The sequence below is a fragment of the Kitasatospora sp. NPDC088351 genome, from assembly GCF_040685575.1.
Taxonomy (GTDB): Bacteria; Actinomycetota; Actinomycetes; order Streptomycetales; family Streptomycetaceae; genus Kitasatospora.
Genome location: NZ_JBFBIL010000043.1, coordinates 15,796 through 36,734, shown reverse-complemented (window position 1 = coordinate 36,734; position 20,939 = coordinate 15,796). Strand labels below are relative to the sequence as shown.

At 73.5% G+C, this 20,939-nt stretch carries 20 protein-coding genes; 6 read left to right on the top strand and 14 right to left on the bottom strand.

Translation table 11 applies throughout. The features are described 5' to 3' along the window. Position 1: 1 nt before the first annotated feature. The 5 genes from AB0P06_RS25995 to AB0P06_RS25975 all read right to left on the bottom strand — a co-directional run bounded on the left by AB0P06_RS25995 (position 2) and on the right by AB0P06_RS25975 (position 5,705). Entirely contained in the window at positions 2 to 1,210 is a 1,209-nt protein-coding gene (locus AB0P06_RS25995; protein WP_363611304.1) for an acetylornithine transaminase, read from the bottom strand. After that, on the bottom strand, positions 1,207 to 2,142 hold the full coding sequence (gene argB, locus AB0P06_RS25990; RefSeq protein WP_363611302.1) for an acetylglutamate kinase: 936 nt from the start codon (positions 2,140 to 2,142) through the stop codon (positions 1,207 to 1,209). The genes AB0P06_RS25995 and argB overlap by 4 nt, the downstream gene beginning before the upstream one ends. A gap of 60 nt (positions 2,143 to 2,202) precedes the next feature. Continuing rightward, positions 2,203 to 3,354, bottom strand: a complete 1,152-nt coding sequence (argJ, locus tag AB0P06_RS25985; protein WP_363611362.1) for a bifunctional glutamate N-acetyltransferase/amino-acid acetyltransferase ArgJ — start codon at positions 3,352 to 3,354, stop codon at positions 2,203 to 2,205. Between the two features lie 14 nt (positions 3,355 to 3,368). Beyond that, the gene (gene argC / locus AB0P06_RS25980; protein WP_363611300.1) at positions 3,369 to 4,397 is read right to left on the bottom strand and encodes an N-acetyl-gamma-glutamyl-phosphate reductase; all 1,029 of its coding nucleotides are present in this window, start codon (positions 4,395 to 4,397) and stop codon (positions 3,369 to 3,371) included. 108 nt (positions 4,398 to 4,505) lie between these two features. Next, positions 4,506 to 5,705 carry a methyltransferase gene (locus tag AB0P06_RS25975; RefSeq protein WP_363611298.1) on the bottom strand — a complete coding sequence of 400 codons (1,200 nt, stop codon included), beginning with the start codon at positions 5,703 to 5,705 and terminating at the stop codon, positions 4,506 to 4,508. A gap of 84 nt (positions 5,706 to 5,789) precedes the next feature. Here AB0P06_RS25975 and AB0P06_RS25970 point away from each other — a divergent pair, with 84 nt between their 5' ends. Together AB0P06_RS25970 and AB0P06_RS25965 are read left to right on the top strand one after the other, a co-directional pair. Then, positions 5,790 to 6,191, top strand: a complete 402-nt coding sequence (locus AB0P06_RS25970; protein WP_363611296.1) for a VOC family protein — start codon at positions 5,790 to 5,792, stop codon at positions 6,189 to 6,191. A gap of 55 nt (positions 6,192 to 6,246) precedes the next feature. After that, positions 6,247 to 6,621, top strand: coding sequence for a S4 domain-containing protein (locus AB0P06_RS25965; RefSeq protein WP_363611293.1), 375 nt, complete (start codon positions 6,247 to 6,249; stop codon positions 6,619 to 6,621). 60 nt (positions 6,622 to 6,681) lie between these two features. Here the strand turns inward: AB0P06_RS25965 and AB0P06_RS25960 are convergent, their stop codons facing one another. Beyond that, positions 6,682 to 7,188, bottom strand: a complete 507-nt coding sequence (locus AB0P06_RS25960; RefSeq protein WP_363611291.1) for an FBP domain-containing protein — start codon at positions 7,186 to 7,188, stop codon at positions 6,682 to 6,684. Positions 7,189 to 7,508: 320 nt separating this feature from the next. After that, on the bottom strand, positions 7,509 to 8,393 hold the full coding sequence (locus AB0P06_RS25955; protein WP_363611289.1) for an SAM-dependent methyltransferase: 885 nt from the start codon (positions 8,391 to 8,393) through the stop codon (positions 7,509 to 7,511). Positions 8,394 to 8,659: 266 nt separating this feature from the next. Here AB0P06_RS25955 and AB0P06_RS25950 point away from each other — a divergent pair, with 266 nt between their 5' ends. Continuing rightward, positions 8,660 to 9,574 (top strand): polysaccharide deacetylase family protein, encoded by a 915-nt coding sequence (locus AB0P06_RS25950; protein ID WP_363611287.1) that lies wholly within the window; start codon positions 8,660 to 8,662, stop codon positions 9,572 to 9,574. 25 nt (positions 9,575 to 9,599) lie between these two features. Here the strand turns inward: AB0P06_RS25950 and AB0P06_RS25945 are convergent, their stop codons facing one another. Then, complete coding sequence (locus AB0P06_RS25945) at positions 9,600 to 10,418, bottom strand: SDR family oxidoreductase (RefSeq protein ID WP_363611285.1); 819 nt, start codon at positions 10,416 to 10,418, stop codon at positions 9,600 to 9,602. Positions 10,419 to 10,702: 284 nt separating this feature from the next. On the opposite strand from AB0P06_RS25945, the gene AB0P06_RS25940 reads away from it, so the two are divergent. The 3 genes from AB0P06_RS25940 to AB0P06_RS25930 all read left to right on the top strand — a co-directional run bounded on the left by AB0P06_RS25940 (position 10,703) and on the right by AB0P06_RS25930 (position 13,191). Then, positions 10,703 to 11,572, top strand: coding sequence for a 3-hydroxybutyryl-CoA dehydrogenase (locus AB0P06_RS25940; RefSeq protein WP_363611283.1), 870 nt, complete (start codon positions 10,703 to 10,705; stop codon positions 11,570 to 11,572). A 213-nt stretch (positions 11,573 to 11,785) separates the two neighbouring features. After that, positions 11,786 to 12,952, top strand: coding sequence for a peptidoglycan-binding protein (locus AB0P06_RS25935; RefSeq protein ID WP_363611281.1), 1,167 nt, complete (start codon positions 11,786 to 11,788; stop codon positions 12,950 to 12,952). 14 nt (positions 12,953 to 12,966) lie between these two features. Then, positions 12,967 to 13,191 carry a holin gene (locus AB0P06_RS25930; protein WP_363611279.1) on the top strand — a complete coding sequence of 75 codons (225 nt, stop codon included), beginning with the start codon at positions 12,967 to 12,969 and terminating at the stop codon, positions 13,189 to 13,191. Between the two features lie 9 nt (positions 13,192 to 13,200). Here the strand turns inward: AB0P06_RS25930 and AB0P06_RS25925 are convergent, their stop codons facing one another. The 6 genes from AB0P06_RS25925 to AB0P06_RS25900 all read right to left on the bottom strand — a co-directional run bounded on the left by AB0P06_RS25925 (position 13,201) and on the right by AB0P06_RS25900 (position 20,813). After that, positions 13,201 to 13,752 carry an NUDIX hydrolase gene (locus AB0P06_RS25925; protein WP_363611277.1) on the bottom strand — a complete coding sequence of 184 codons (552 nt, stop codon included), beginning with the start codon at positions 13,750 to 13,752 and terminating at the stop codon, positions 13,201 to 13,203. 81 nt (positions 13,753 to 13,833) lie between these two features. Then, the gene (locus AB0P06_RS25920; RefSeq protein WP_363611275.1) at positions 13,834 to 14,196 is read right to left on the bottom strand and encodes an SET domain-containing protein-lysine N-methyltransferase; all 363 of its coding nucleotides are present in this window, start codon (positions 14,194 to 14,196) and stop codon (positions 13,834 to 13,836) included. Positions 14,197 to 14,663: 467 nt separating this feature from the next. After that, positions 14,664 to 15,506 (bottom strand): chitosanase, encoded by an 843-nt coding sequence (locus AB0P06_RS25915; RefSeq protein WP_363611273.1) that lies wholly within the window; start codon positions 15,504 to 15,506, stop codon positions 14,664 to 14,666. Between the two features lie 288 nt (positions 15,507 to 15,794). Continuing rightward, the gene (gene pheT, locus AB0P06_RS25910; protein ID WP_363611271.1) at positions 15,795 to 18,296 is read right to left on the bottom strand and encodes a phenylalanine--tRNA ligase subunit beta; all 2,502 of its coding nucleotides are present in this window, start codon (positions 18,294 to 18,296) and stop codon (positions 15,795 to 15,797) included. Beyond that, entirely contained in the window at positions 18,296 to 19,417 is a 1,122-nt protein-coding gene (pheS, locus tag AB0P06_RS25905; protein ID WP_363611269.1) for a phenylalanine--tRNA ligase subunit alpha, read from the bottom strand. The genes pheT and pheS overlap by 1 nt, the downstream gene beginning before the upstream one ends. A 292-nt stretch (positions 19,418 to 19,709) precedes the next feature. Continuing rightward, positions 19,710 to 20,813: an ATP-binding protein gene (locus AB0P06_RS25900; protein ID WP_363611267.1), complete on the bottom strand. Its 1,104-nt coding sequence runs from the start codon at positions 20,811 to 20,813 to the stop codon at positions 19,710 to 19,712. Between the last annotated feature and the right edge of the window lie 126 nt (positions 20,814 to 20,939).

Sequence of the window (20,939 nt, the reverse complement as noted above, 5' to 3'; positions counted from 1 at the left end):
ACTACGCTCGGCTCGCACCGGCCGGGGCGCTCTCGCGCACCGTCCGGAGGATGCCCGGCAGCGCGGCGAGGAAGGCGTCCGCCTCCTGCTCGGTGAGCACCAGCGGGGGCGCCAGCCGGACGGCGTCCGGAACGGCGGCGTTGACCAGGAAACCCGCCTCCTGGGCGGCGGCCTGGACCCTCGCGGACACCGGCTCGGTGAGCACGATGCCCAGCAGCAGGCCGGCGCCGCGGACATGCGAGACCAGCGGGTCGCCGATCGCCTCGACGCCCCGGCGCAGCCGCTCGCCGAGCGCGCGGACGTGCGCCAGCAGCCCCTCGGACTCGATGGTGTCGAGCACCGCGAGGGCGGCGGCCGCGACCACCGGGTTACCGCCGAAGGTGGTGCCGTGCTGGCCCGGGGTGAGCAGGTCGGCGGCCTCGCCGAAGGCGAGCACGGCGCCGATCGGCAGCCCGCCGCCGAGCGCCTTGGCGAGGGTGACGACATCCGGCTCGACGCCCTCGAAGGCCTGGTGGGCGAACCAGTACCCGGTCCGGCCGATGCCGGTCTGGATCTCGTCCAGGACCAGCAGGGTGCCGGTGGCGCGGGTGATCTCGCGGGCCGCCTTCAGGTAACCGTCGGGCAGCGGGATCGCGCCGTTCTCGCCCTGGACGGGCTCCAGGAAGACGGCGGCGGTCCCGGTGGTGACGGCGGCCCGCAGGGCCTCGATGTCACCGAACGGCACATGGGTCACCTCGCCGGGGAGCGGGAGGAAGGGCTCCTGCTTGGCGGGCTGGCCGGTGAGCGCGAGGGCGCCCATGGTCCGGCCGTGGAAGCCGCCCTGGAGGGCGACGACATGGGTGCGGCCGGTCCGGCGGCTGATCTTGAAGGCGGCCTCGTTGGCCTCGGCGCCGGAGTTGCAGAAGAACACCCGGCCCGCGCGGCCGTCCAGCCGGAGCAGCCGCTCGGCCAGTGCGATCGTCGGTTCGGCCATGAAGAGGTTGGAGACGTGCCCGAGGGTGGAGATCTGCCGGGTGACGGCCTCGACGACGGCCGGGTGGGCGGTGCCGAGGGCGTTGACCGCGATGCCGCCGAGCAGGTCGGTGTAGACGTTGCCGTCGGCGTCCCAGAGCCTGGCGCCCTCGCCCCGGACCAGCGGGATGCGGGGGGTGCCGTAGTTGTCGGTGAAGGCGTGCCGCCACCGCTCGGTCAGCGCGCTGTTGTCGGTCATGCCAGTCCCCCGGTCACGGTCGCCTCGTCGTCGTCCGGCACGACCATCGTGCCGATGCCCTCGTCGGTGAAGATCTCCAGCAGCAGGCTGTGCTGCACCCGGCCGTCCAGCACGCGGGCGGTGCCCACGCCGGAACGGACGGCGCGCAGGCAGCCCTCCATCTTGGGGAGCATGCCGCTGGCCAGCTCGGGCAGCAGGCCCTCCAGCTCGCTCGCGCTGAGCTGGCTGATCACGTCGTCGGAGATCGGCCAGTCCGCGTACAGGCCCTCGACGTCGGTGAGGACGACGAGCATCTCGGCACCGAGCGCCACCGCCAGGGCGGAGGCGGCGGTGTCGGCGTTGATGTTGTAGACGTGGCCGTCGGCGCCGCGGGCGATCGAGGAGATCACCGGGATGCGGCCGTCGGCGATCAGCGCCTTCACCGCGCCGGCCTCGATGTTGACGATCTCGCCGACCAGGCCGATGTCGACCTGCTCGCCGTCGACGACGGCGTAGCGCTTGACGGCGGTCATGGTGTGGGCGTCCTCGCCCGTCATGCCGACCGCGAACGGGCCGTGGCTGTTGAGCAGCCCGACGAGTTCGCGCTGGACCTGGCCGGCCAGCACCATCCGGACCACGTCCATGGTCTCGGGGGTGGTGACCCGCAGGCCGTTGGTGAAGGAGGACTCCAGGCCCAGCTTGTTCAGCTGCGCGCTGATCTGCGGGCCGCCGCCGTGCACCACGACGGGGTGCAGGCCGGCGTAGCGCAGGAAGACCACGTCCTGCGCGAACGCGGCCTTGAGGCTCTCGTCCACCATGGCGTTGCCGCCGAACTTGATCACGATGGTCTTGCCGTGGAAGCGCTCCAGCCACGGCAGCGCCTCGATCAGCGTTATGGCCTTGGGCAACGCGGTGTTGTTGCGGGCCTGTTCGCCCTTGGGTGCGATCTGCACGGTTCCGGTGTCCCTCGTGGGCTCGGTGTCGGTTGGCGTGGCCGTCGGACGGCGCGCCGGTCAGGTGGAGTAGGCGCTGTTCTCGTGCACGTAGTCGGCGGTGAGGTCGTTGGTCCACACGGTCGCGGCGGCCTCGCCGGCGTTCAGGTTCGCGGTGATGACGACCTCGCGGCCGGCCATGTCGACGAGGTCCCGGTCCTCCCCCACGCTGCCGTTCCGGCAGACCCAGACGCCGTTGATGGCGACGTCCAGCCGGTCCGGGTCGAAGGTGGCGGCGGTGGTGCCGATCGCGGCCAGGACGCGGCCCCAGTTGGGGTCCTCGCCGTGGATGGCGCACTTGAGCAGGTTGTTGCGGCTGATGGTGCGGGCGACCTCGACGGCCTCGTCCTCGGTGGCGGCGCCGGTGATGTCGATCCGGATGTCCTTGCCGGCGCCCTCGGCGTCGCCGATCAGCTGGCGGGCGAGGTCGGCGCAGACGGTGCGGACGGCCTCGTCGAACGCGGCCTGGTCCGGGGTGGTGCCGGAGGCGCCGGAGGCGAGCAGCAGCACGGTGTCGTTGGTGGACATGCAGCCGTCGGAGTCGATCCGGTCGAAGGTGGTGCGGGTCGCGGCGCGCAGCGAGGCGTCCAGGGCGGCCGGGTCGAGGGCGGCGTCGGTGGTGAGGACGACCAGCATGGTGGCGAGGCCCGGGGCGAGCATGCCGGCGCCCTTGGCCATGCCGCCGACGGTCCAGCCGTCCTTCGTCACCTGGGCGGTCTTGTGCACGGTGTCGGTGGTCTTGATGGCGACCGCGGCGGCCTCGCCACCGGTCGCGCTGAGCTCCCGGGCGGCGAGGGCGACGCCGGGCAGCAGGATGTCCATCGGGAGCCGCAGGCCGATCAGGCCGGTGGAGGCGACGGCGACCTCGCCGGCCGAGAGCTCGAGCTCCTCGGCGACCTTCTCGGCGGTGGCGTGGGTGTCCTGGAAGCCGAGCGGGCCGGTGCACGCGTTGGCCCCACCGGAGTTGAGGACGACGGCGGAGACCTGGCCGCCCTTGAGGACCTGCTCGGACCAGAGCACGGGCGCGGCCTTGACCCGGTTGGAGGTGAAGACGCCGGCGGCGGCGAGCGAGGGGCCGTCGTTGACGACGAGGGCGAGGTCGGGGGTGCCGGAGGCCTTGATACCGGCGGTGACACCGGCGGCGCGGAAACCCTTGGCGGCCGTCACTCCCAGGTTCGGCTGGTCGGTCACGGTGCGACTCCGTTCAGGGGAAGGCCCAGCTCCTCGGGCAGGCCGAGGGCGATGTTCATGCTCTGCACCGCGCCGCCTGCGGTGCCCTTGACCAGGTTGTCGATCGCGCTGATCGCGATGATCCGCCCGGCGGTCTCGTCCAGGGTGACCTGGACCAGGGCGGCGTTGGAGCCGTAGACACTGCTGGTCTGCGGCCACTGCCCGGCGGGCAGCAGGTGGACGAACGGCTCGTCGGCGAACGCCTCGGCGTAGGCGGCGCGCAGGCTCTCGGCCGTCACCCCGGGCCTGGCCTTGGCCGAGCAGGTGGCGAGGATGCCGCGCGGCATCGGGACGAGGGTGGGGGTGAAGGAGACGGTGACCGGCTCGCCCGCGACCGGGCTGAGGTTCTGGGACATCTCCGGGGTGTGCCGGTGGCCGCCGCCGACGCCGTAGGGGCTGACGTTGCCCATGACCTCGCTGCCGAGCAGGCTGGTCTTGGCGGCCTTGCCGGCGCCGGAGGTGCCGGAGGCGGCGACGATCACGGCCTCGGGCTCGGCGAGCCCGGCGGCGTACGCCGGGAAGAGCGCGAGCGTGACGGCGGTCGGGTAGCAGCCGGGGACGGCGATGCGGTTGCTGCCCTTGAGCGCGGCGCGGTGACCGGGCAGCTCGGGCAGCCCGTACGGCCAGGTGCCGGCGTGCGCGGAGCCGTAGAACTGCTCCCAGTCGGCGGCGGCCTTGAGCCGGAAGTCGGCTCCGCAGTCCACGACCAGCACGTTTCCGCCGAGGGCCTCGGCGACGGCGGCGGACTGGCCGTGCGGCAGCGCCAGGAACACCACGTCGTGGTCGGCCAGCACCTCGGGGGTGGTGGGCTCCAGGATCCGGTCGGCGAGCGGCAGCAGGTGCGGCTGCAGCGCGCCGAGCCTGGTGCCCGCGTTCGAGCCGCCCGTCAGCGCCCCGATCTCCACCTCCGGGTGGCCCAGCAGCAGGCGCAGCACCTCACCGCCCGCGTATCCGCTCGCACCGGCAACGGCGACTCGCAATGCCATGGCGTTCCCTCCTTAGTCGTGGCATGAATATACGCAGTGCGGAACATTCATGCAAGGAGTTCGCGAGCGGCCTCCCGGCGGCGGAGCCCGCCGCGGCCGACGTCGCGGTCAGCGCCGGACGGCCCGCAGGACGACGAACTTGGGATTTCCGGCGACGAGTTGGCAGTTGCCGAAGAGCCGGCGGAGCTTGAGGTGGTACCCCAGGTGGCGATTGCCGACCACCCAGAGTTCACCGCCCGGACGCAGGGCTCGGCGGGCGCCGGTGAACATCCGCCAGGCGGTGGCGTCGGTGGTGGCCTGGTGGGAGTGGAACGGCGGGTTGTTGAGCACGAGGTCCACCGAACCGGCCGCGACCGCCTCGGCCGCGAGGGCGTCCGCGGTGAGGAACTCGGCCGGGGCGTCCGGGCCGAGATTGGCCCGGAAGGTCGCCTCGGCGGAGGCCACGGCCTGGTCGGACTCGTCGACGAAGACCAGCTCGGCGCCCGGGCCGGCGAGGGCGGCGGCCGTGCCGACCACACCGTTGCCGCAGCCGAGGTCCACCACCCGGTCGCCGGGGGCGGCCGTCGGCAGGTGGCCCAGGAAGAAGCGGGTGCCGATGTCCAGGCGCTCGGCGCAGAAGGTGCCGGCGTGGTTGACCACGGTGCGGCCGGACGCGATACCGATGTCACCGGGCAGGGCGTAGCTGTGCGGCCACGGGCTGGGCCCGGGGTCGAGCGCCGGGTCGGGGGTGCAGAAGATCAGCCGGGCCTTGCGGACCGCGAGCGAGGTGCGGGTCGGGCCGAGGATTCGCTCGAAGAGCTGGAGGGTGGAGGTGTGGATCTCGGTGACCATGCCGGCGCCGATCACCACGGTGCCGGGGTGGACGGCCGGGGCCAGCCGGTGCAGCTGGTCCTCCAGCAGCGCGAGGCTCTTGGGGACACGGACCAGCAGGACGTCGACGCGCTCCGGCGGGGTGTCCCGGGTGGAGAGCAGCCGGGCGGCGCCGGGGGCGGTGCCGGCCCGGGCGAGGTTCTCCAGGGTGGCCCGCCGGCCGAGGTGGGAGTCGCCGATCTGCACCGGGCGGTGGGCGGCGAGCGCGGTGGTGAGGGCGCCCCAGCGGTCGCCGAGAACCACGACCGTCCGGCCGGTGAGGTCGGTCGCCACGCCCTGCGCGCTGTCCGTCTCGCCGGCGAGATGGCGCAGCAGGTACTCGTCGGCCGCGTCCCAGGCCCGCAGCAGCTCGCGCGGGTCCGCCGGGAAGCGGGTGAGGTCGAAGGTGCCCCAGGACGTGGTGAAGGGCGTGGCGGCGGGCGTGCTGAGGCGGTTCATCGTGAGCTCAGGCTAGCCGACGGCCGGGCGGGGGCCGTCCGGGCGGCCGATACTGGGAGAGCCCGATCGGAAGGGGCAGCGGCCATGGACTGGAAGCTCGAAGTGGTGGTGGTCCCGGTGTCGGACGTGGACCGCGCGAAGCTGTTCTACGAGGAGCAGGGCGGCTTCACGGTCGACCATGACACCCGGATCCGTGACGGGGTGCGGGTCGTCCAGCTCACGCCGCCGGGTTCGGGGTGCTCGATCGTGGTGGGGGTCGGCCTCACGGAGGCGCCACCGGGCTCCATGAAGGGGCTGCAACTGGTGGTGCCGGACGTCGCCAGGGCGCACGCCGAGCTGGTCGCGCGGGGCGTGGAGGTCAGCCCGGTCCAGCACTTCGCGGACGGCGAGCGGGTGGACGGGCACGGCGGGGACTGGAACTCGTTCGTCTTCTTCAACGACCCGGACGGCAACGGCTGGGCCGTCCAGGAGTCGCCACGGCGGTGAGCCATGGCGGTGAGCGGGCTCGGGGCCCGGGCGAGCACGGCGTTAGGGTCTGGACATGGTCGAAGACGAGGGAAGCGTCCGGGTGGACAGCTGGATCTGGTCGGTACGGCTCACCAGGACGCGGGCGCTGGCCGCGGCGGCGTGCCGGGCCGGGCATGTCCGGGTGAACGGGGAGCGGGCCAAGCCGGCGCAGGCGCTGAAGGCCGGGGACGAGGTGCGGGTGCGCCAGGAGGGGTACGAGCGGGTCGTCGTGGTGAGGAAGCTGGTCCGCAAGCGGGTCGGGGCCGGGGTCGCGGCCGAGTGCCTGGTGGACAACAGCCCGCCGCGGCCGCCCCGGGAGCTGGCCGTGGCGGCCGGCGAGCGGGACCGGGGGGCCGGGCGGCCCACCAAGCGGGACCGGCGCGAGCTGGACCAGCTGCGCCGGGGGTAGCGGGCGGCCCGGCCGCCGGCCGTCGGTATCGGCGGCCGCCGGCAGCCGCAGGAGGCCGGGTCAGGCGAGGGTGTCGGTGAGGACCTGGGCGACGAAGGCGTCCAGGTTGGCCACCGTACGGGCGATCTGCTCCTCCCGCGACAGCGACTCGGTGGGCCGGCTGACCAGCGGGGACGTCTTCAGCCCGCGCACGTACAGCGAGCAGGCCAGATCGGCGCAGATGTAGGTGCCGACCGTGTTCCCCTCGCGCCCGGAGACGCCCGCCCGGCGGGCGGTGAGGAGTGCGACGCCGGAGCCCGCGTGGGCGGAGACGCAGAGCGAGCAGACGTTGCTCTTGCTCAGGCTGCGGCGGATCGAGGGCACCCGCAGCGTGATGCCGACCGGCCCGCCGTCGCGCTCGGCGACCAGGTAGCCGCGGTCGGGCGCGCCCTGGTCCCGCCAGCCGAGGAAGTCCAGGTCCTCCCAGGGCAGTTCGGCCAGGCCCCGGGGCAGGTTGAGCCGACGGGCCTCGCCCTTGGAGCAGTTGACGAAGGAACCGCGGATCTCGTTCTCGCTCAGGGGTCTCATGCCCCGGAAGCTAGCACCGGCCCAGGCGGCGCGTCGCGCCATTTTCCACCGGTGGGCCCGGCTTCGCCCCGCTACCGGACGGGGGTGCGCGGCCTGCACGGCCAGTCGGCGCCCGGCGTCGTCGCCGAGCCGGGTGAGCAGGTCGTCCAACGCCAGGAAGACCTCCCGCGGTTCACGCCCGGCGGCGTCGGGCAGGGGCGGGAGGGCCGCGGTCACGCCGCGGGGTAACTCGAACGGATGATGGTCTGTCAGTGGCGGAGGTTATGTTCCGGTGGCCGGATCCGGCGCCGGGAGGGGAGGCGCCGGATCCGGTGCCGGGGTCAGCGCTTGAAGGCGACGGCCGCGTAGCCGGAGACGTCCTGCCAGCCCTCGGGCAGTTCCGCGGTCGGCACATGGCCGGCCTCGGGGCGCCAGAGCGGGAGCTGGACCAGGCCGGGGCCGGCGAACTCGAAGTCGCCGAAGAACGGCTCGATGGCGGCGCGCGGGCGCAGCACCAGCGGGGCGCTGGCGCTCCGGTAGATCCGGGTGCCCTCGGCGGCGCTCTCCCGGGAGGCGAAGTCGGGGGTGCCGTGGGAGAGGATCAGCGCGCTGCCGGGGGCGAGCGCGTCGCGCAGGGTGCGGACGATCTCCCGGGCGCCGTCCTCGTCCCGGATGAAGTGCAGTACCGCGACCAGCATCAGGGCCACCGGCCGGTCGAGGTCCACGGCCTGGCGCAGGCCGGGGTGGTCCAGGATCGCGGCCGGGTCCCGCAGGTCGGCCTCGATGACGGAGGTGTGCCCGGCGGGGTGGCCGGCCAGCAGGGCGCGGGCGTGGGTGGCCACGATCGGGTCGTTGTCGACGTACACCACGCGGGCGTCCGGGGCGACCCGCTGGGCCACCTCGTTGGTGGAGCCGACGGCGGGGATACCGGTGCCGATGTCGACGAACTGGCGGATGCCCCGGCCGGCCGCGAACTCCACGGCGCGGCCGAGGAACTCGCGGTTGGTACGGGCCAGCAGCGGCAGCGCCGGATAGGCGGCGACAGCGGCCTCGGCGGCCTTGCGGTCGGCCTCGAAGTTGTCCTTGCCACCGAGGTAGTAGTCGTACATCCGGGCCGTGTGCGGCACGCCCGTGTCCAGCTCGGTCGGTGGCTCCCAGTCGTCCCGCTTCGCCCAGTGCCAGTCCGTGCCGGCCCGCGTGGCCGCCGCAACGGTGTCCTCGTGCATCCTGTTCCCGCCCCCTGTACTCACTGCCGGAATGCGTCCCGTCGCGCGTCCGAACACCGCGATCGGGCACCGAATTTCGCGGTCGGCCCGGCATGCCGCGACGTACCACGCGGTGCGCGGTGATCGTATCCGACGACACGCCGCGGAAACAGCGCGAGTTCGGGTTTCCGCACGCCCTCCGGGACGAAGCGTGCGCACGTCAACGGCGGTCGGCGGCCGTTTCCCCGAATCGCCGGAACGCGGCGCCGTCCCTATGCTGACTGCCGATGACTGTCGACCGCCGCACCGTACTGCGGACCACCGCCCGACTGGCCGCCCTCACCGCCGCCGGCGGGCTGCTCGCGGCTTGCGGCAGCGGCGACCCCCGCCGCGCCGACCCGGGGGCGCTCGCCGTGCACCCCGGCACCGTCGACCCGGAGGGCGGCGATCCGACCGCGGTCGACCCCGCGTGGGTGGACGGCGAGGGCCCGGCCTCGCCCGCCCCCGCGCCCACCCCCTCACCGGATCCGCAGCCCGACCCGACGATGGCCGCCACCACGGCGCCGCCCGTCCCCCCGGTGCTGCCGCCGCTGGCGCCCGGCACCCCCGTGGAGGTCGTGTACGGGCCGCGCACCGGCAAGAACGTCGCGCTCACCGTCCACGGCAGCGGCGACCCGAAGCTGGCCCTCGCCCTGCTGGACGCCGCCGAGCAGCGCGGTGCCAGGCTGACCGTGATGGCCGTCGGCAGCTGGCTCGACCAGCAGCCGCAGATGGCCCGGCGCATCCTGGACGCCGGCCACGAACTCGGCAACCACACCCAGAACCACCAGAACATCTCCGCGATGACACCCGAGCAGGCGCGTGCCGAGATCGCCCAGTGCGCGGAGCGGCTGCAGCGGCTCACCGGCTCGATCGGCCGCTGGTTCCGCCCGTCGGCGACCCAGTATGCCACCCCGATGGTGCGCGAGCAGGCCAGGGCCGTCGGGTACGAGCACGTGCTCTCCTTCGACGTCGACCCGCGCGACTACAGCGACCCGAGCGCCGCCTCGCTCCAGCGCCGGGTGCTCTCCTCGGTGAAGGGCGGCTCGGTGGTCGCCCTGCACATGGGCCACCAGTGCACCGTGGACGCGCTTCCCGGGATCCTGGACGGCCTCGCCAAGGCCGGCCTCAGGCCGGTGACGGCCAGTCAGCTCTGCGCGTAGGGCCAGGGCGCGCGGCGGGCCGGTGTCACGCCAGGGGGTCATCGGGCCCGTACGGGCGCAGCCGGAGGGTGCGGGCGTCCGCCTCGCGGATCTCGTCGGCGCGGTGGACCAGTTCCTCCAGATCGTCCCGGCCGGCGTGGACGAAACGGCCGTGCAGGGCGTCGAAGCGGCCGCGGGCGGCGTCGACGGTGACGGCGACCATGTACGGGATGCTGCCCCAGGTCTTGGTGTCCCGGAACATCGGCATGCCCGCGGTCATGTCGGTGGCGACCGCGCCGGGGCTGATGTCGAGGACCACCACCTGGTGCTCGGCGAGCGAGTCCGCCATGTTGTCGGAGAGCTGGAGCAGCGCGCCCTTGGAGGTGGCGTAGGCGGTGTAGTGGCCGTCGGGGCGCAGCGCGAAGCCGGAGTTGAGGTTGATGACGCGGCCGCCGCGGCGCTGGACCATACCGGGCAGGACGCAGCGCAGCAGGTTGTAGGGGCCGCGCAGATTGGTCTCGACGACCTGCCACCACTGGTTGGCGTCGGTCTCCCAGATCGGGACCTCGGAGGGGTCGACCTGGCCGGCGTTGTTGATCAGCAGGTCGATCGGGCCGAGGTCGCGTTCGACGATGCGCACGGCCTCGCGGACGGAGCCGGGACGGGTGACGTCGGCGGTGACGGCGACCCCGCGGGCGCCGTGCCGGGCGCACTCCTTGAGGGTCTCGGTGAGGGTCTCGTGGGTGCGGCCGACCAGGCCGACGGCCATGCCTTCGGCGGCCAGGCCGATGGCGATCTCCCGGCCGATGCCCCGGCCGGCACCGGTGACCAGAGCGACCTGTCCTGCGAGTGATCCCGTCGACATCCCGTGCTCCCTTCACGTCCCCGCGCCCGCCCCACCAGGACCGGCGTCGCGTCTGCGGCATTCTGTCCGGCCGCGGGCGTGCCGGAACCCGGGCGCACGGACGGCGGGAGCGGGCCCACCCGTTCGGAGGAGCCGGGGAGGGAATGCCCTACCGGCCGGTACGGAGTAGTAACGTCGTCAGGACGGTGCACCGGTCCACACACACCGGCGCCCACCCGCTGAACAGCAGCTTGCATGGGACACCTGTCGCTGGGCCACCCCCAGCACCACCGAAGGGCAACTGAGTGAGTGACATCGCGCGCGTCGGAGTGATCGGCTGCGGCCTGATGGGGTCGGGCATCGCGGAGGTCTTCGCCCGGGCCGGGCTGGACGTCCTGGTATCGGAGGCCAGTGGCGAGGCACTGGAGTTCGGCCGCACCCGGCTGACCAACTCCCTGGAGACGGCGGTCAAGCGCGGCAAGCTGGCCCCCGAACTGCGGGACGAGGCGCTGGCCCGGCTGACCTTCACCACCGACCTGGCCGACTTCGCCGACCGTGACCTGGTGGTCGAGGCGGTCGCCGAGCGCGAGGACATCAAGGTCCAGATCTTCCAGAAGCTGGACCAGGTGGTCGAGCGCCGGGACGCCATCCTCGCCTCCAACACCTCGTCGATCCCGATCGTGAAGCTGGCCGCCGCCACCTCGCGGCCGGAGCAGGTGATCGGTCTGCACTTCTTCAACCCGGCGCCGGTGCAGAAGCTGGTCGAGGTGATCCCGACGCTGACCACCTCGGGCGGCACCACCGAGCGGGTCGAGGCGTTCGCCTCCCAGGTCCTCGGCAAGGAGCCGATCCGCGCCCGCGACCGGGCCGGCTTCGTGGTGAACGCGCTGCTGGTGCCCTACCTGCTGTCGGCGGTACGGATGTTCGAGTCGGGCGTGGCGACCGCCTCCGACATCGACAAGGGCATGGAGGCCGGCTGCGCCCACCCGATGGGCCCGCTGCGGCTGTGCGACCTGATCGGCCTGGACACCATCGTGTCGATCGCCGAGTCGATGTACGACGAGTACAAGGAGCCGCTGTACGCCGCTCCCCCGCTGCTCTCCCGGATGGTCGACGCGGGCCTGCTGGGCCGCAAGTCCGGCCGCGGCTTCTACGACTACACCGCGAGCGCCTGACCCCCGGCCCGGCCGGACCGTCCTGGTCCGGCCGGGCCTTCCGCCCCTCCGGCCCCGTCTCCCCCACCAGCCCCCGCGCCGTCGGCCGGGGGTTTTTGCCTGCCCCAAACCACTGAAGCCCGAGGCCTGTTGTGCCGATAAGAAGCGTATCCACCCGTCCCGACCCGCCACCGAACCCTCCCGTTCGGGGCCCGCGCATGCCTGGAGGCCCGCATGCCCGATCTGTGGATACCCGGAGCCGAGGTCCATGACGTCGGCGATCACGCGCCGACCGACCAGCAGTACCCGCCCAAGGCGATCGCCCACATCACGTGGGACCGCGACGCCACCGCCGCCGCGCCGCAGGACTGGTGCGACTTCGACTCCCTGGTCGGCTACTTCACCGGCAGCGGCGCCGGCGAGGCGCCGCACATCGTCTGGGACCCGTTCAGCGGGCGGATCGCCCAGCTGTTCCCGGCCGACTCCCGCTCGAAGAGCCTCGTCGACGCGCCGGGCGGCACCCGCACCAACCGGGCGGGGCGGGTGGTGATCCAGATCGAGGCGGTGTTCTTCCCGTACTGCCGCTACAACGGCCAGGTGTACGCCCGGCTGACGGACACCCCGTGCGCCGGCTGGGACCGGCTGCACGCCTGGATCAGCGGCTGGGGCGTCCCGGACGTCTGGCCGATGGGCAGGCCGGTCGACTTCACCGCCCACCGCGACGAGGGCGTGTGGGAGACCCGGGGCGGCTGGTACGGCCACAGCCAGGTCCCGGAGAACGACCACACCGACCCGGGTTCGTGGCCCGACTTCACCCCCGGATCGCCGCCCTCGCCGCCGGCCCCCGGGCAGACCCCCGCCCGGTACCAGGTGACGATCAACGGCCTGCCGTACGGCTACGGCGCGCACGGCGACCAGGTGACCGAGGTCGGCCGGGCGCTCGTGGCCGCGGGCTTCGGCAGCCACTACCAGCAGGGCCCCGGCCCCGACTGGACGGACGCGGACACCCTCAACTACCAGGACTACCAGCGCAGTCTCGGCTTCAGCGGGTCGGACGCGGACGGCGTCCCCGGCGAGACCAGCCTCCGCCGGCTGCTCGGCACCCTGCCCGGCGGCACCGTCTCGCTGTCGCACGTCGTCGCGGCGGCGCAAACGGACCCCGGCGCCGAACAGGGCCACCGGACGTACGGCGCCGACGTCCTGATCGTCGAGCAGGCACTGGCCGACGAGGGCCTGCTCGACGGCCAGTGGGTGGACGGCTCGTTCGGCACCAGGACCGTGACGGCGTACTCCCGCTGGCAGCAGCGGCTGGGCTACTCCGGTACCGCCGCGGACGGCATCCCCGGCCGCGACTCCCTCCAGCGCCTGGGCGCCGCCCACGGCTTCACCGTCACCGACTGATCAAGGAGATCAGCATGCGCACGTTCCTCCTCGACCTCACCGAACGCACGGTCGCCACCTACCTCGCGGCCCTGCTCGGCCTGCTGCTGGCCGACCGCGTCGACCTGACGAGCGTCGGCACGCTGCGGGCGGCGGCGGTGGCCGCCCTGCCGGCCGCGCTGACCGTCCTCAAGGGCGGCATCGGCACCTTCGTCGGTGACCCGAACAGCGCCGCGATACTCCCCCGCGATCGCGGGTGACGGCCGCCCCTACCGCCTGGCAGCGGCCAGGCGGTAGGGGCCGAGGTAGTAGGTCAGGGCGGCCAGGGAGGCGCCGTCGTTGACCTTGCCGCCGGTCAGGAGGTCGAGGACGTCGGCCTCCGGGACCCACTCCACCCTGGTCGCCTCGCTGATGTCCTGGGGTGCCCCGACCCGGGTGCAGCCGGTGACGTGGAAGGAGTGGAACCGCATGGTGGAGATGCCGGACAGGGCGTCGTACGCGAGCAGGGGGTCGACCCGGCCGGGGCGCCAGCCGGTCTCCTCCTCGACCTCGCGGGCGACCGCGTCGGCCGGCTCCTCCCCGGGCTCGGCCCAGCCGGCGGGCACCTCCCAGCCCCACCGGCCGGTGATGAAGCGGTGCCGGTAGAGCAGGAGGAAGCGGCCCCGCTCGTCGGTGACGACCGCGGTGGTCGAGGCCCGGGGCATGGCGACGACGTGGTGGTCGACGCGGCCCACGCCGGGGATGTCGACGTCGTCGAGCCAGACCTCCACCCACGGCGATCCGTAGACCTGCCGCCGGCCGTAGCTCTTCCACTCCGACACCCTGGTCCTCCTCACGCGCGTGCGGTCTGGCGCCCCGACTCTCTCACGCGCGCGGCCGGCCTCCCCGGGCCCCCGGGGCCGTCACTGGGGGAACCACAGCTTCTCGGTGCCGCCCTCGGTGTAGTCGACGGTGATCTCGTACCCGGCCGGGATGTCGCGGGCGGCCACGATCTCGACGATGCCCGCGCCGAAGTCCTTGCGGTACCGCGCCCGGGGTTCGGCGGCGTGGTTGTACAGGCTGCCGAAGCCCAGGGCGATCGCGGCGGCACCGTCCTGCCAGGGGAAGCAGTAGTGGTGGAGGTGGGTCCGGTCGATCAGGTGGCGCTCGGCGGCCGGGACGACCAGCACGGGGCACCGTTCGACGGTCTCCCCCGCACGGTATCCGCGGGTGGCGAAGACCCCCCGGTCGTGGATGTGCGAGGTGTGGATTTCCAGCCCGTCCATGCCCATACGAAACCCCCGGTTCGGTGTCTGGCGGCGCGGTGGAGGCCGCCGGGTTCGCCGGGCGTCCCGGGTCGCCCCGCTCCAGCGGCGGCGCCGCACGGTGCCGCCGCACGGCAGGCGGGCGGACCACCGCCCGGGCCGCCGGCGGCGCTCCCGGCCGCGGGCAGTGAAGCGTCCACCCGGCGCCTCCTCCTGCCGCGCTGCCGCGGCCTCGCCCCGTTCTACCCCGGCGCCCGGGCTCCTGGAAACGACGGAACCGGCCAAGCGGGACCTCGACCGGAACGGTCGGTCCCGCCGTGCCGCTCCGCCGCGCCCGGGGGCCCGCGGTCACCGGAGGCACGGGGCGCGGTCCGGGGCGGTGGAGTCGGTGCGGACGGCCCGCCGCGCTCCCGCCGCCGGGCGATTCGCCGCCGACGGCCGTGCGGGAGGCCGGATCTCCGGCCCCCCGCAGCCTTGATGACGGTACGTCAGCTGTTGATGGCGTAGCTGTCGCCGTAGACCTTCCACTTGAGCGGCGGGTTGAGGTCGAAGTTCTTGGCGTTGAGGAAGACCAGCTGCTCGGTGTCGACGCGAGTGGTGTCCGAGTGCGCCTCCTCGGTCTTCATGGCGGCCCGGCGGGCGTCCAGGAAGGCCTTGAGGTAGGTGGCCTCGTCGCCGCCCTGGGCGGGGGTCCTGGCCTTCTTCAGGGCGGCCTTGCGGATGCCGCCGAAGCTGGTCGGGTCGGAGCCGTCGCCGTGCATGACGATGGCGTCGTAGTAGGCGAACTGGCCGAGGGCGCGCAGACCGTCCGCCTTGGCCTGCTTGACGGCGGGGTTGAAGTAGACGCGGTCCCGCTCGTCGTTCTGCGCCTGCTGGAAGACGGAGTCCTTGGCGGCCGTGGCCCAGTCCTTCTCGAAGGCGGCGCCGAGGCCGGAGTGCGAGTCGCTGCCGTTGACCTTGCGCAGCGCGGGCAGGTACTTGGCGAGGACGTTGCCGGACTTGAGGTCGGTGTAGTGCTGCACCAGGTCGAGCATGTCGCCGGTGCCGGAACAGAACCCGATGATGCCGGCGGTGTAGCCGCGGCCGTCGCCGATGTCCTCGATGTACTTGTACTGGGCCTTCCAGTCCAGCGAGGAGTTCTCGGCGCTGGACACCAGCTGCATCGCGATGTCCTTCTTGTGCGGGTCGTCCAGGCCTATGCCCTTGACCTGGACGGCGGCGGCGCCCGCCGGGGCGGCGTGGGCGGCCCCGGCGGCCGCGACCGTGGCCGGTGCGGCCACCAGCAGGGCGGCGAGGGCCATGCGTACGATGCGGTGCTGCTGACGGTGCATCTCGCGCTCCGGTTCCGTGAGGAGCGGGCAAGGGGGTGCGCCCGCTCGCGGGGAGTTAGGAAACTTTCCTAACCAAGAGATAGCGTCAGCCGCCGCACGCCCGCAAGGGCTTTGACCGAACCTCTTCAAAAAGCCGGGCCCGCTCACACCGCCCGGCGCCGCACCCACCGCACCGCGGCCGCGCAGGCCGCCACCCCCGCCGCCGCCGTCCAGCCGAACGCGATGAACTGGAACGGCCAGGGGCCCCGCCCGGACGGTGTCCGGGCGGGGCCCCTGGGGCCGGGCGGGTCAGGCGCCGCGCAGCACCGCGCCGGTGCGGGCGACGGCCTCGGCGACGGCCGCCTCGCGGGCGGCGCTCGCCTCGTCGGCGGTCAGCGTGCGGTCCGTGGCGCGGAAGCGCAGCGCGTACGCCAGCGACTTCTTCCCCTCGCCGACCTGCTCGCCGGTGAAGACGTCGAACAGCCGGATGGCCTCCAGCAGTTCACCCGCGCCGGAGCGCAGCGCGGCCTCCACCTCGGCGGCCGGGACGGCGGCGTCGACGATCAGCGCCACGTCCTGGGTGGCCACCGGGAACCCGGAGACGACCGGGCCCGAGACCCGCTCGGCGCCGTCGGCGGTGAGCAGGTCGAGGTCGATCTCCATCGCGCTGGTGCGGGCCGGCAGGCCGAGCGCCTTGACCACGCGCGGGTGCAGCTCACCGGCGTGGCCGACCACCCGGTCGGTGCCGGCGACCAGCAGCTCGGCGCAGCGGCCCGGGTGCCACGGGGCCAGCTGGCCCTGGCGCACGGTCAGCTCGACGCCGGCCGCGCGGGCCACCGTGCGGCCCGCCTCGACGGCGTCCGCCCAGCCCGCCGGCGCGCCCTTGCCCCACCAGCCGGAGGGCAGCCGCTCACCGGTCAGCGCGACGGCGATCCGGCGCGGCTGGTCCGGCAGGGCGGCGTCGAGCGCGGCCAGTTCCTCGTCGCTCGGACGGCGGTCCACGGCCGGGCGCGGCGCGACGGACAGCTCGTCCTTGGGCAGGAAGACCGTCCCGGTCTCGAAGACCGCCAGATCGGTGTTGCCGCGGCCGACGTTGCGGCGGAGCGCTCCGAGCAGGCCCGGCAGCAGCGTGGTGCGCAGCTCCGGCTCCTCGTCGTTGAGCGGGTTGACCAGCTTCACCGTACGGCGGCGCCGGTCCTCCGGCTCCAGGCCGAGCGCCTCGAAGGCGGCCTGGCCGAGGAACGGGTAGGTGTTGACCTCGACGTAGCCGGCACCGGCCAGCGCGACCCCGGTCCGGCGGTGGATGCGCTGGGCCTCGGTCAGGCCCGAGCCCGGCGGCACGGTGGGCATCCGCGAGGGCACGTTGTCGTAGCCCTCCAGGCGGATGACCTCCTCCGCGAGGTCGTACGGGTCGGTGAGGTCGGGCCGCCAGGTCGGCGGGGTGACCTCCAGGATGTCGGCGCCCGCGACCGAGCAGCCGATCTCCTGCAGACGCCGGGTGACGGTCTCGCGACCGTACCCGGTGCCGGCGACCCGGTCGGGCAGGTCGGCGGCGATGGTGATGGTGCGGACCGGGTGCGGGGCCGCGATGTCGGTGACCCCGGCCTCGGCGGTGCCGCCGGCGATCAGCACCAGCAGGTCCACGGCGCGCTGCGCGGCGGCGCGGGCGGCCTCCGGGTCCACGCCGCGCTCGAAGCGCTTGGACGCCTCGGACGGCAGCTTGTGCCGCTTGGCGCCGCGGGCGATGGCGACCGGGTCGAAGTGCGCCGCCTCGATGATCACCTCGGTGGTGCCCGGGCCTGCGGCCGGGTCGAGGATCTCGGTGGAGGCGCCACCCATGACACCGGCCAGGCCGATCGGGCCGCTGTTGTCGCAGATCAGCAGGTCCTCGGCGGAGAGCTTGCGCTCGACGCCGTCGAGGGTGGTGAGGGTCTCGCCCTCCTCGGCCCGGCGGACCAGGATCGGCCCGTCCACCCGCTGCTTGTCGTACGCGTGCAGCGGCTGGCCGACCTCCAGCATCACGTAGTTGGTGATGTCCACGGCCAGCGAGATCGGGCGGATGCCGGACTTCTGCAGGCGGCGCTGGAGCCAGATCGGGGACTTGGCGGCCGGGTCGAGGCCGACCACCGTGCGGGCCACGAAACGGTCGCAGCCGGCCGGGTCGGCGACCTTGACCAGGTAGCCGTAGGAGTTGGCGGGCGGCACGTCGAGCAGCGCCGGGTCGGCCAGCGGCAGCCCGTACGCGGCGGCGGCCTCGCGGGCGACGCCGCGCATGGAGAGGCAGTAGCCGCGGTCCGGGGTGACGGCGATGTCCAGCACCTCGTCGACGAGCTGGAGCAGCTCGATCGCGTCGGTGCCGGGCTCGTACTCGGGCGGGAGCACGATGATGCCGTTGTGGTCGTCGCCCATGCCCAGCTCGCGGGCGGAGCAGATCATGCCGGCCGAGGTCCGGCCGTAGGTCTTGCGGGCGGCGATCGGGAACGGGCCGGGCAGCACGGCGCCCGGGAGCACGACCACGACCTTGTCGCCGACGGCGAAGTTGGTCGCGCCGCAGACGATCTCCTGCGGCTCACCGGTGCCGTTGGCGTCGCCGACGTTGACGAAGCAGTGCCGGATCGGCTTCTTGAAGCCGGACAGCTCCTCGATCGAGAGCACCTGGCCGACCACCAGCGGGCCCTTGAGGTCGGTGCCGATCTGCTCGACGGTCTCGACCTCGAGGCCGGCGCGGACCAGGCGCTCCGCCACGTCGCGGCCGGTCTCGCCGGCCGGCAGGTCCACGTACTCGCGCAGCCAGGAAAGCGGGACGCGCATCAGATCTCCATCCCGAACGGGAGGGTGAAGCGGATGTCACCCTCGACCATGTCGCGCATGTCGGCGACGTTGTGACGGTTCATCAGGATTCGCTCCAGGCCCAGGCCGAAGGCGAACCCGCTGTAGCGGTTCGGGTCGACACCGCAGGCGACCAGCACCCGCGGGTTGACCACGCCGCAGCCGCCGAGCTCGATCCAGCCCTCGGAGGAGCAGGTGCGGCAGGGCCGGTCCGGGTCGCCGACGCTCTCGCCGCGGCAGACGAAGCACTGCAGGTCGATCTCGGCGCTCGGCTCGGTGAACGGGAAGTACGAGGGGCGCCAGCGCAGCTCCAGGCCGTCGCCGATCAGCGTGGACACCAGCTGCTCGATGGTGCCCTTGAGGTCGGCGAAGGTGATGCCCTCGTCCACGGCCAGGCCCTCGACCTGCCGGAAGACCGGGGTGTGGGTGGCGTCCAGCTCGTCCGTCCGGTAGACCCGGCCGGGGCAGATCACGTAGACCGGCGGCTCGCGGTCGAGCAGGGTGCGGGCCTGGACCGGGGAGGTCTGGGTGCGCAGCACCACGCCGGAGTCGGCGGAGCCGTCCGGGGCCTGGACGAAGAAGGTGTCCTGCATCGAGCGGGCCGGGTGGTCCGGACCCAGGTTGAGGGCGTCGAAGTTCAGCCACTCGGCCTCGACCTCGGGGCCCTCGGCGACCTGGTAACCCATCGCGACGAAGGTGTCCTCGATGCGCTCGGCCATCGTGGTCAGCGGGTGGCGGGCGCCGCGCGGGGTGCGGTCGTAGGGCAGCGTGACGTCCACCGCCTCCTCGACCAGCACGCGGGCGTCGCGCTCCGCCTCCAGCTCGGCCTGCCGCTTGGCGAGGGCCTGGTTGACGGCGCCCCTGGCCTGGCCGATCAGCTTGCCTGCGGCGGCCTTGGCATGCGGCGGGAGCGCGCCGATCTCGCGGTTGGCGAGGGAGAGCGCGGAGCGGTCGCCGGTGTGGGCGACCTTGGCCTGCTTCAGCTCGTCCAGGGTGGTGGCGGCGGCGAAGGCCGCGACGGCCTCGTCCCGGGCCTGCTCCACCGCCTCGGGCTTGAGGGCCTCGACCTCGACCGGGTCGTACGACTTGTTGGGTGCCGACATCTCTATCTTTCCCGTGCTCCTGCTCGTCCGTGCTCAGGTAAGGGTGGACTCGCGCCCTCCCGGCCCGCCAGGGGACGGGAGGGGCCCAGTGCGCTACGCCCGGCGGGGCCGGGGCGCGGGCAGCCGATCTCCGTACGGGGAGGAGGGTTGTCCGCGGCACAACCGCGCAGGGCGTCCCACAAACGCCAAAGGTCGAGTGTAGTCGCAGCGCGTAGCGCAACCGCCGTGAAGCCCGTCCGGGGGCCGATCCAGAGCCTGCTCCGCCGCTGCGGCCGAGGCGGCCGGTGGGCGGTCAGAGCATGAAATCGGGCACGCCGGCGGGCAGGATAAATCGGAACCGGGCGCCGCCGCCGGGCGCGCGGTCGACGCGGATCGAGCCGCCGTGGGCCTCCACGATGCCCTTGACGATGTAGAGGCCCAGGCCCGTGCCGCCGCGCTTGGAGCCGCGCCAGAAGCGGGTGAAGACGCGGGGCATCGACTCCTCGGGGATGCCGCTGCCTTCGTCGCTCACGGTGATCGCGGTGCCTTCCAGGGTGCGGGGCGGGGTGCCGGGGCGCTCCCAGATGTGCGCCTCGACGACCTCCTTGGCCGGTGCCACCTCGATCGTGACAGTTCCCTCACCGTGCCGCACCGCATTTTCCAGCAGGTTGGCCAGCACCTGGTCGACCTTGTCGGGGTCGGCCCAGAGCACGGTGAGCGGCTCGTGGATCCGGATGTCGAAGCGGTCCTCGGGGATGCCGGTCGCGACCTTGCGCTCGACGTGGCGGCGGACGGCGGCGGCCAGGTCCACCACCTGCTTGCGCAGCTCCAGCCGGCCCGCGTCGATCCGGGAGATGTCCAGCAGCTCGGCGATCAGCCGGGTGACCCGGTCGGCGTCCGCGTCGACGGTCTCCAGCATCAGCCGCTTCTGCCCGTCGGTGAACCGCTCCCACTTGGCCAGCAGGGTCGCGGTGAAGCCCTTGACGCTGGTGAGCGGGGAGCGCAGCTCGTGCGCGACGGTGGCGATCAGCTCGGCGTGACTGCGCTCGGTCCGCCGCCGCGCCTCCGTGCCCCGCAGGGCGATCACCAGCCGCTCCAGCGGCCCCTGCGGGCGGGCGCGGACGTACCGGGCGGAGACCAGTACCTCACGGCCGCCGGGCAGCAGCAGGTTGCGCTCCGGCTGGCTGGTGCGGATCGCCAGGCCGCCGTACGGATCGGTCAGCTGCCACCAGCGGCGGCCGTCCAGGTCCTCCAGCGGGAGCGCCTCCTCCAGCGGGCTGCCGAGCGCCAGCTCCGGGGGGATGCCGGTCAGCCGGGCGGCGGCGCGGTTGAAACAGACCACCCGGCCCAGGACGTCCGCGACCACCAGACCGTCCGGCAGGTCGTCCGGGTCGAGCTCTGGCCCGCTGCCGACCATGGGTGTCCTCCCCGATTACCCACCGTGTCTTTCCCCCCACCGAGGCAGACCCTAGCGTCTCGCGGCCCCCCGCAGTAGGGCCCGCGGCGTCGCGATCACGACTTCCGGGGGCTCGCGGGGCGTGCC

Coding starts and splice junctions, on each gene's coding strand:
- AB0P06_RS25995 (WP_363611304.1), bottom strand. CDS start 1,210: ATGACCGACAACAGCGCGCTGACCGAGCGGTGGCGGCACGCCTTCACC.
- argC (WP_363611300.1), bottom strand. CDS start 4,397: ATGGCATTGCGAGTCGCCGTTGCCGGTGCGAGCGGATACGCGGGCGGT.
- AB0P06_RS25975 (WP_363611298.1), bottom strand. CDS start 5,705: ATGAACCGCCTCAGCACGCCCGCCGCCACGCCCTTCACCACGTCCTGG.
- AB0P06_RS25970 (WP_363611296.1), top strand. CDS start 5,790: ATGGACTGGAAGCTCGAAGTGGTGGTGGTCCCGGTGTCGGACGTGGAC.
- AB0P06_RS25965 (WP_363611293.1), top strand. CDS start 6,247: ATGGTCGAAGACGAGGGAAGCGTCCGGGTGGACAGCTGGATCTGGTCG.
- AB0P06_RS25960 (WP_363611291.1), bottom strand. CDS start 7,188: ATGAGACCCCTGAGCGAGAACGAGATCCGCGGTTCCTTCGTCAACTGC.
- AB0P06_RS25955 (WP_363611289.1), bottom strand. CDS start 8,393: ATGCACGAGGACACCGTTGCGGCGGCCACGCGGGCCGGCACGGACTGG.
- AB0P06_RS25950 (WP_363611287.1), top strand. CDS start 8,660: ATGACTGTCGACCGCCGCACCGTACTGCGGACCACCGCCCGACTGGCC.
- AB0P06_RS25945 (WP_363611285.1), bottom strand. CDS start 10,418: ATGTCGACGGGATCACTCGCAGGACAGGTCGCTCTGGTCACCGGTGCC.
- AB0P06_RS25935 (WP_363611281.1), top strand. CDS start 11,786: ATGCCCGATCTGTGGATACCCGGAGCCGAGGTCCATGACGTCGGCGAT.
- AB0P06_RS25930 (WP_363611279.1), top strand. CDS start 12,967: ATGCGCACGTTCCTCCTCGACCTCACCGAACGCACGGTCGCCACCTAC.
- AB0P06_RS25920 (WP_363611275.1), bottom strand. CDS start 14,196: ATGGACGGGCTGGAAATCCACACCTCGCACATCCACGACCGGGGGGTC.
- AB0P06_RS25915 (WP_363611273.1), bottom strand. CDS start 15,506: ATGCACCGTCAGCAGCACCGCATCGTACGCATGGCCCTCGCCGCCCTG.
- pheT (WP_363611271.1), bottom strand. CDS start 18,296: ATGCGCGTCCCGCTTTCCTGGCTGCGCGAGTACGTGGACCTGCCGGCC.
- pheS (WP_363611269.1), bottom strand. CDS start 19,417: ATGTCGGCACCCAACAAGTCGTACGACCCGGTCGAGGTCGAGGCCCTC.
- AB0P06_RS25900 (WP_363611267.1), bottom strand. CDS start 20,813: ATGGTCGGCAGCGGGCCAGAGCTCGACCCGGACGACCTGCCGGACGGT.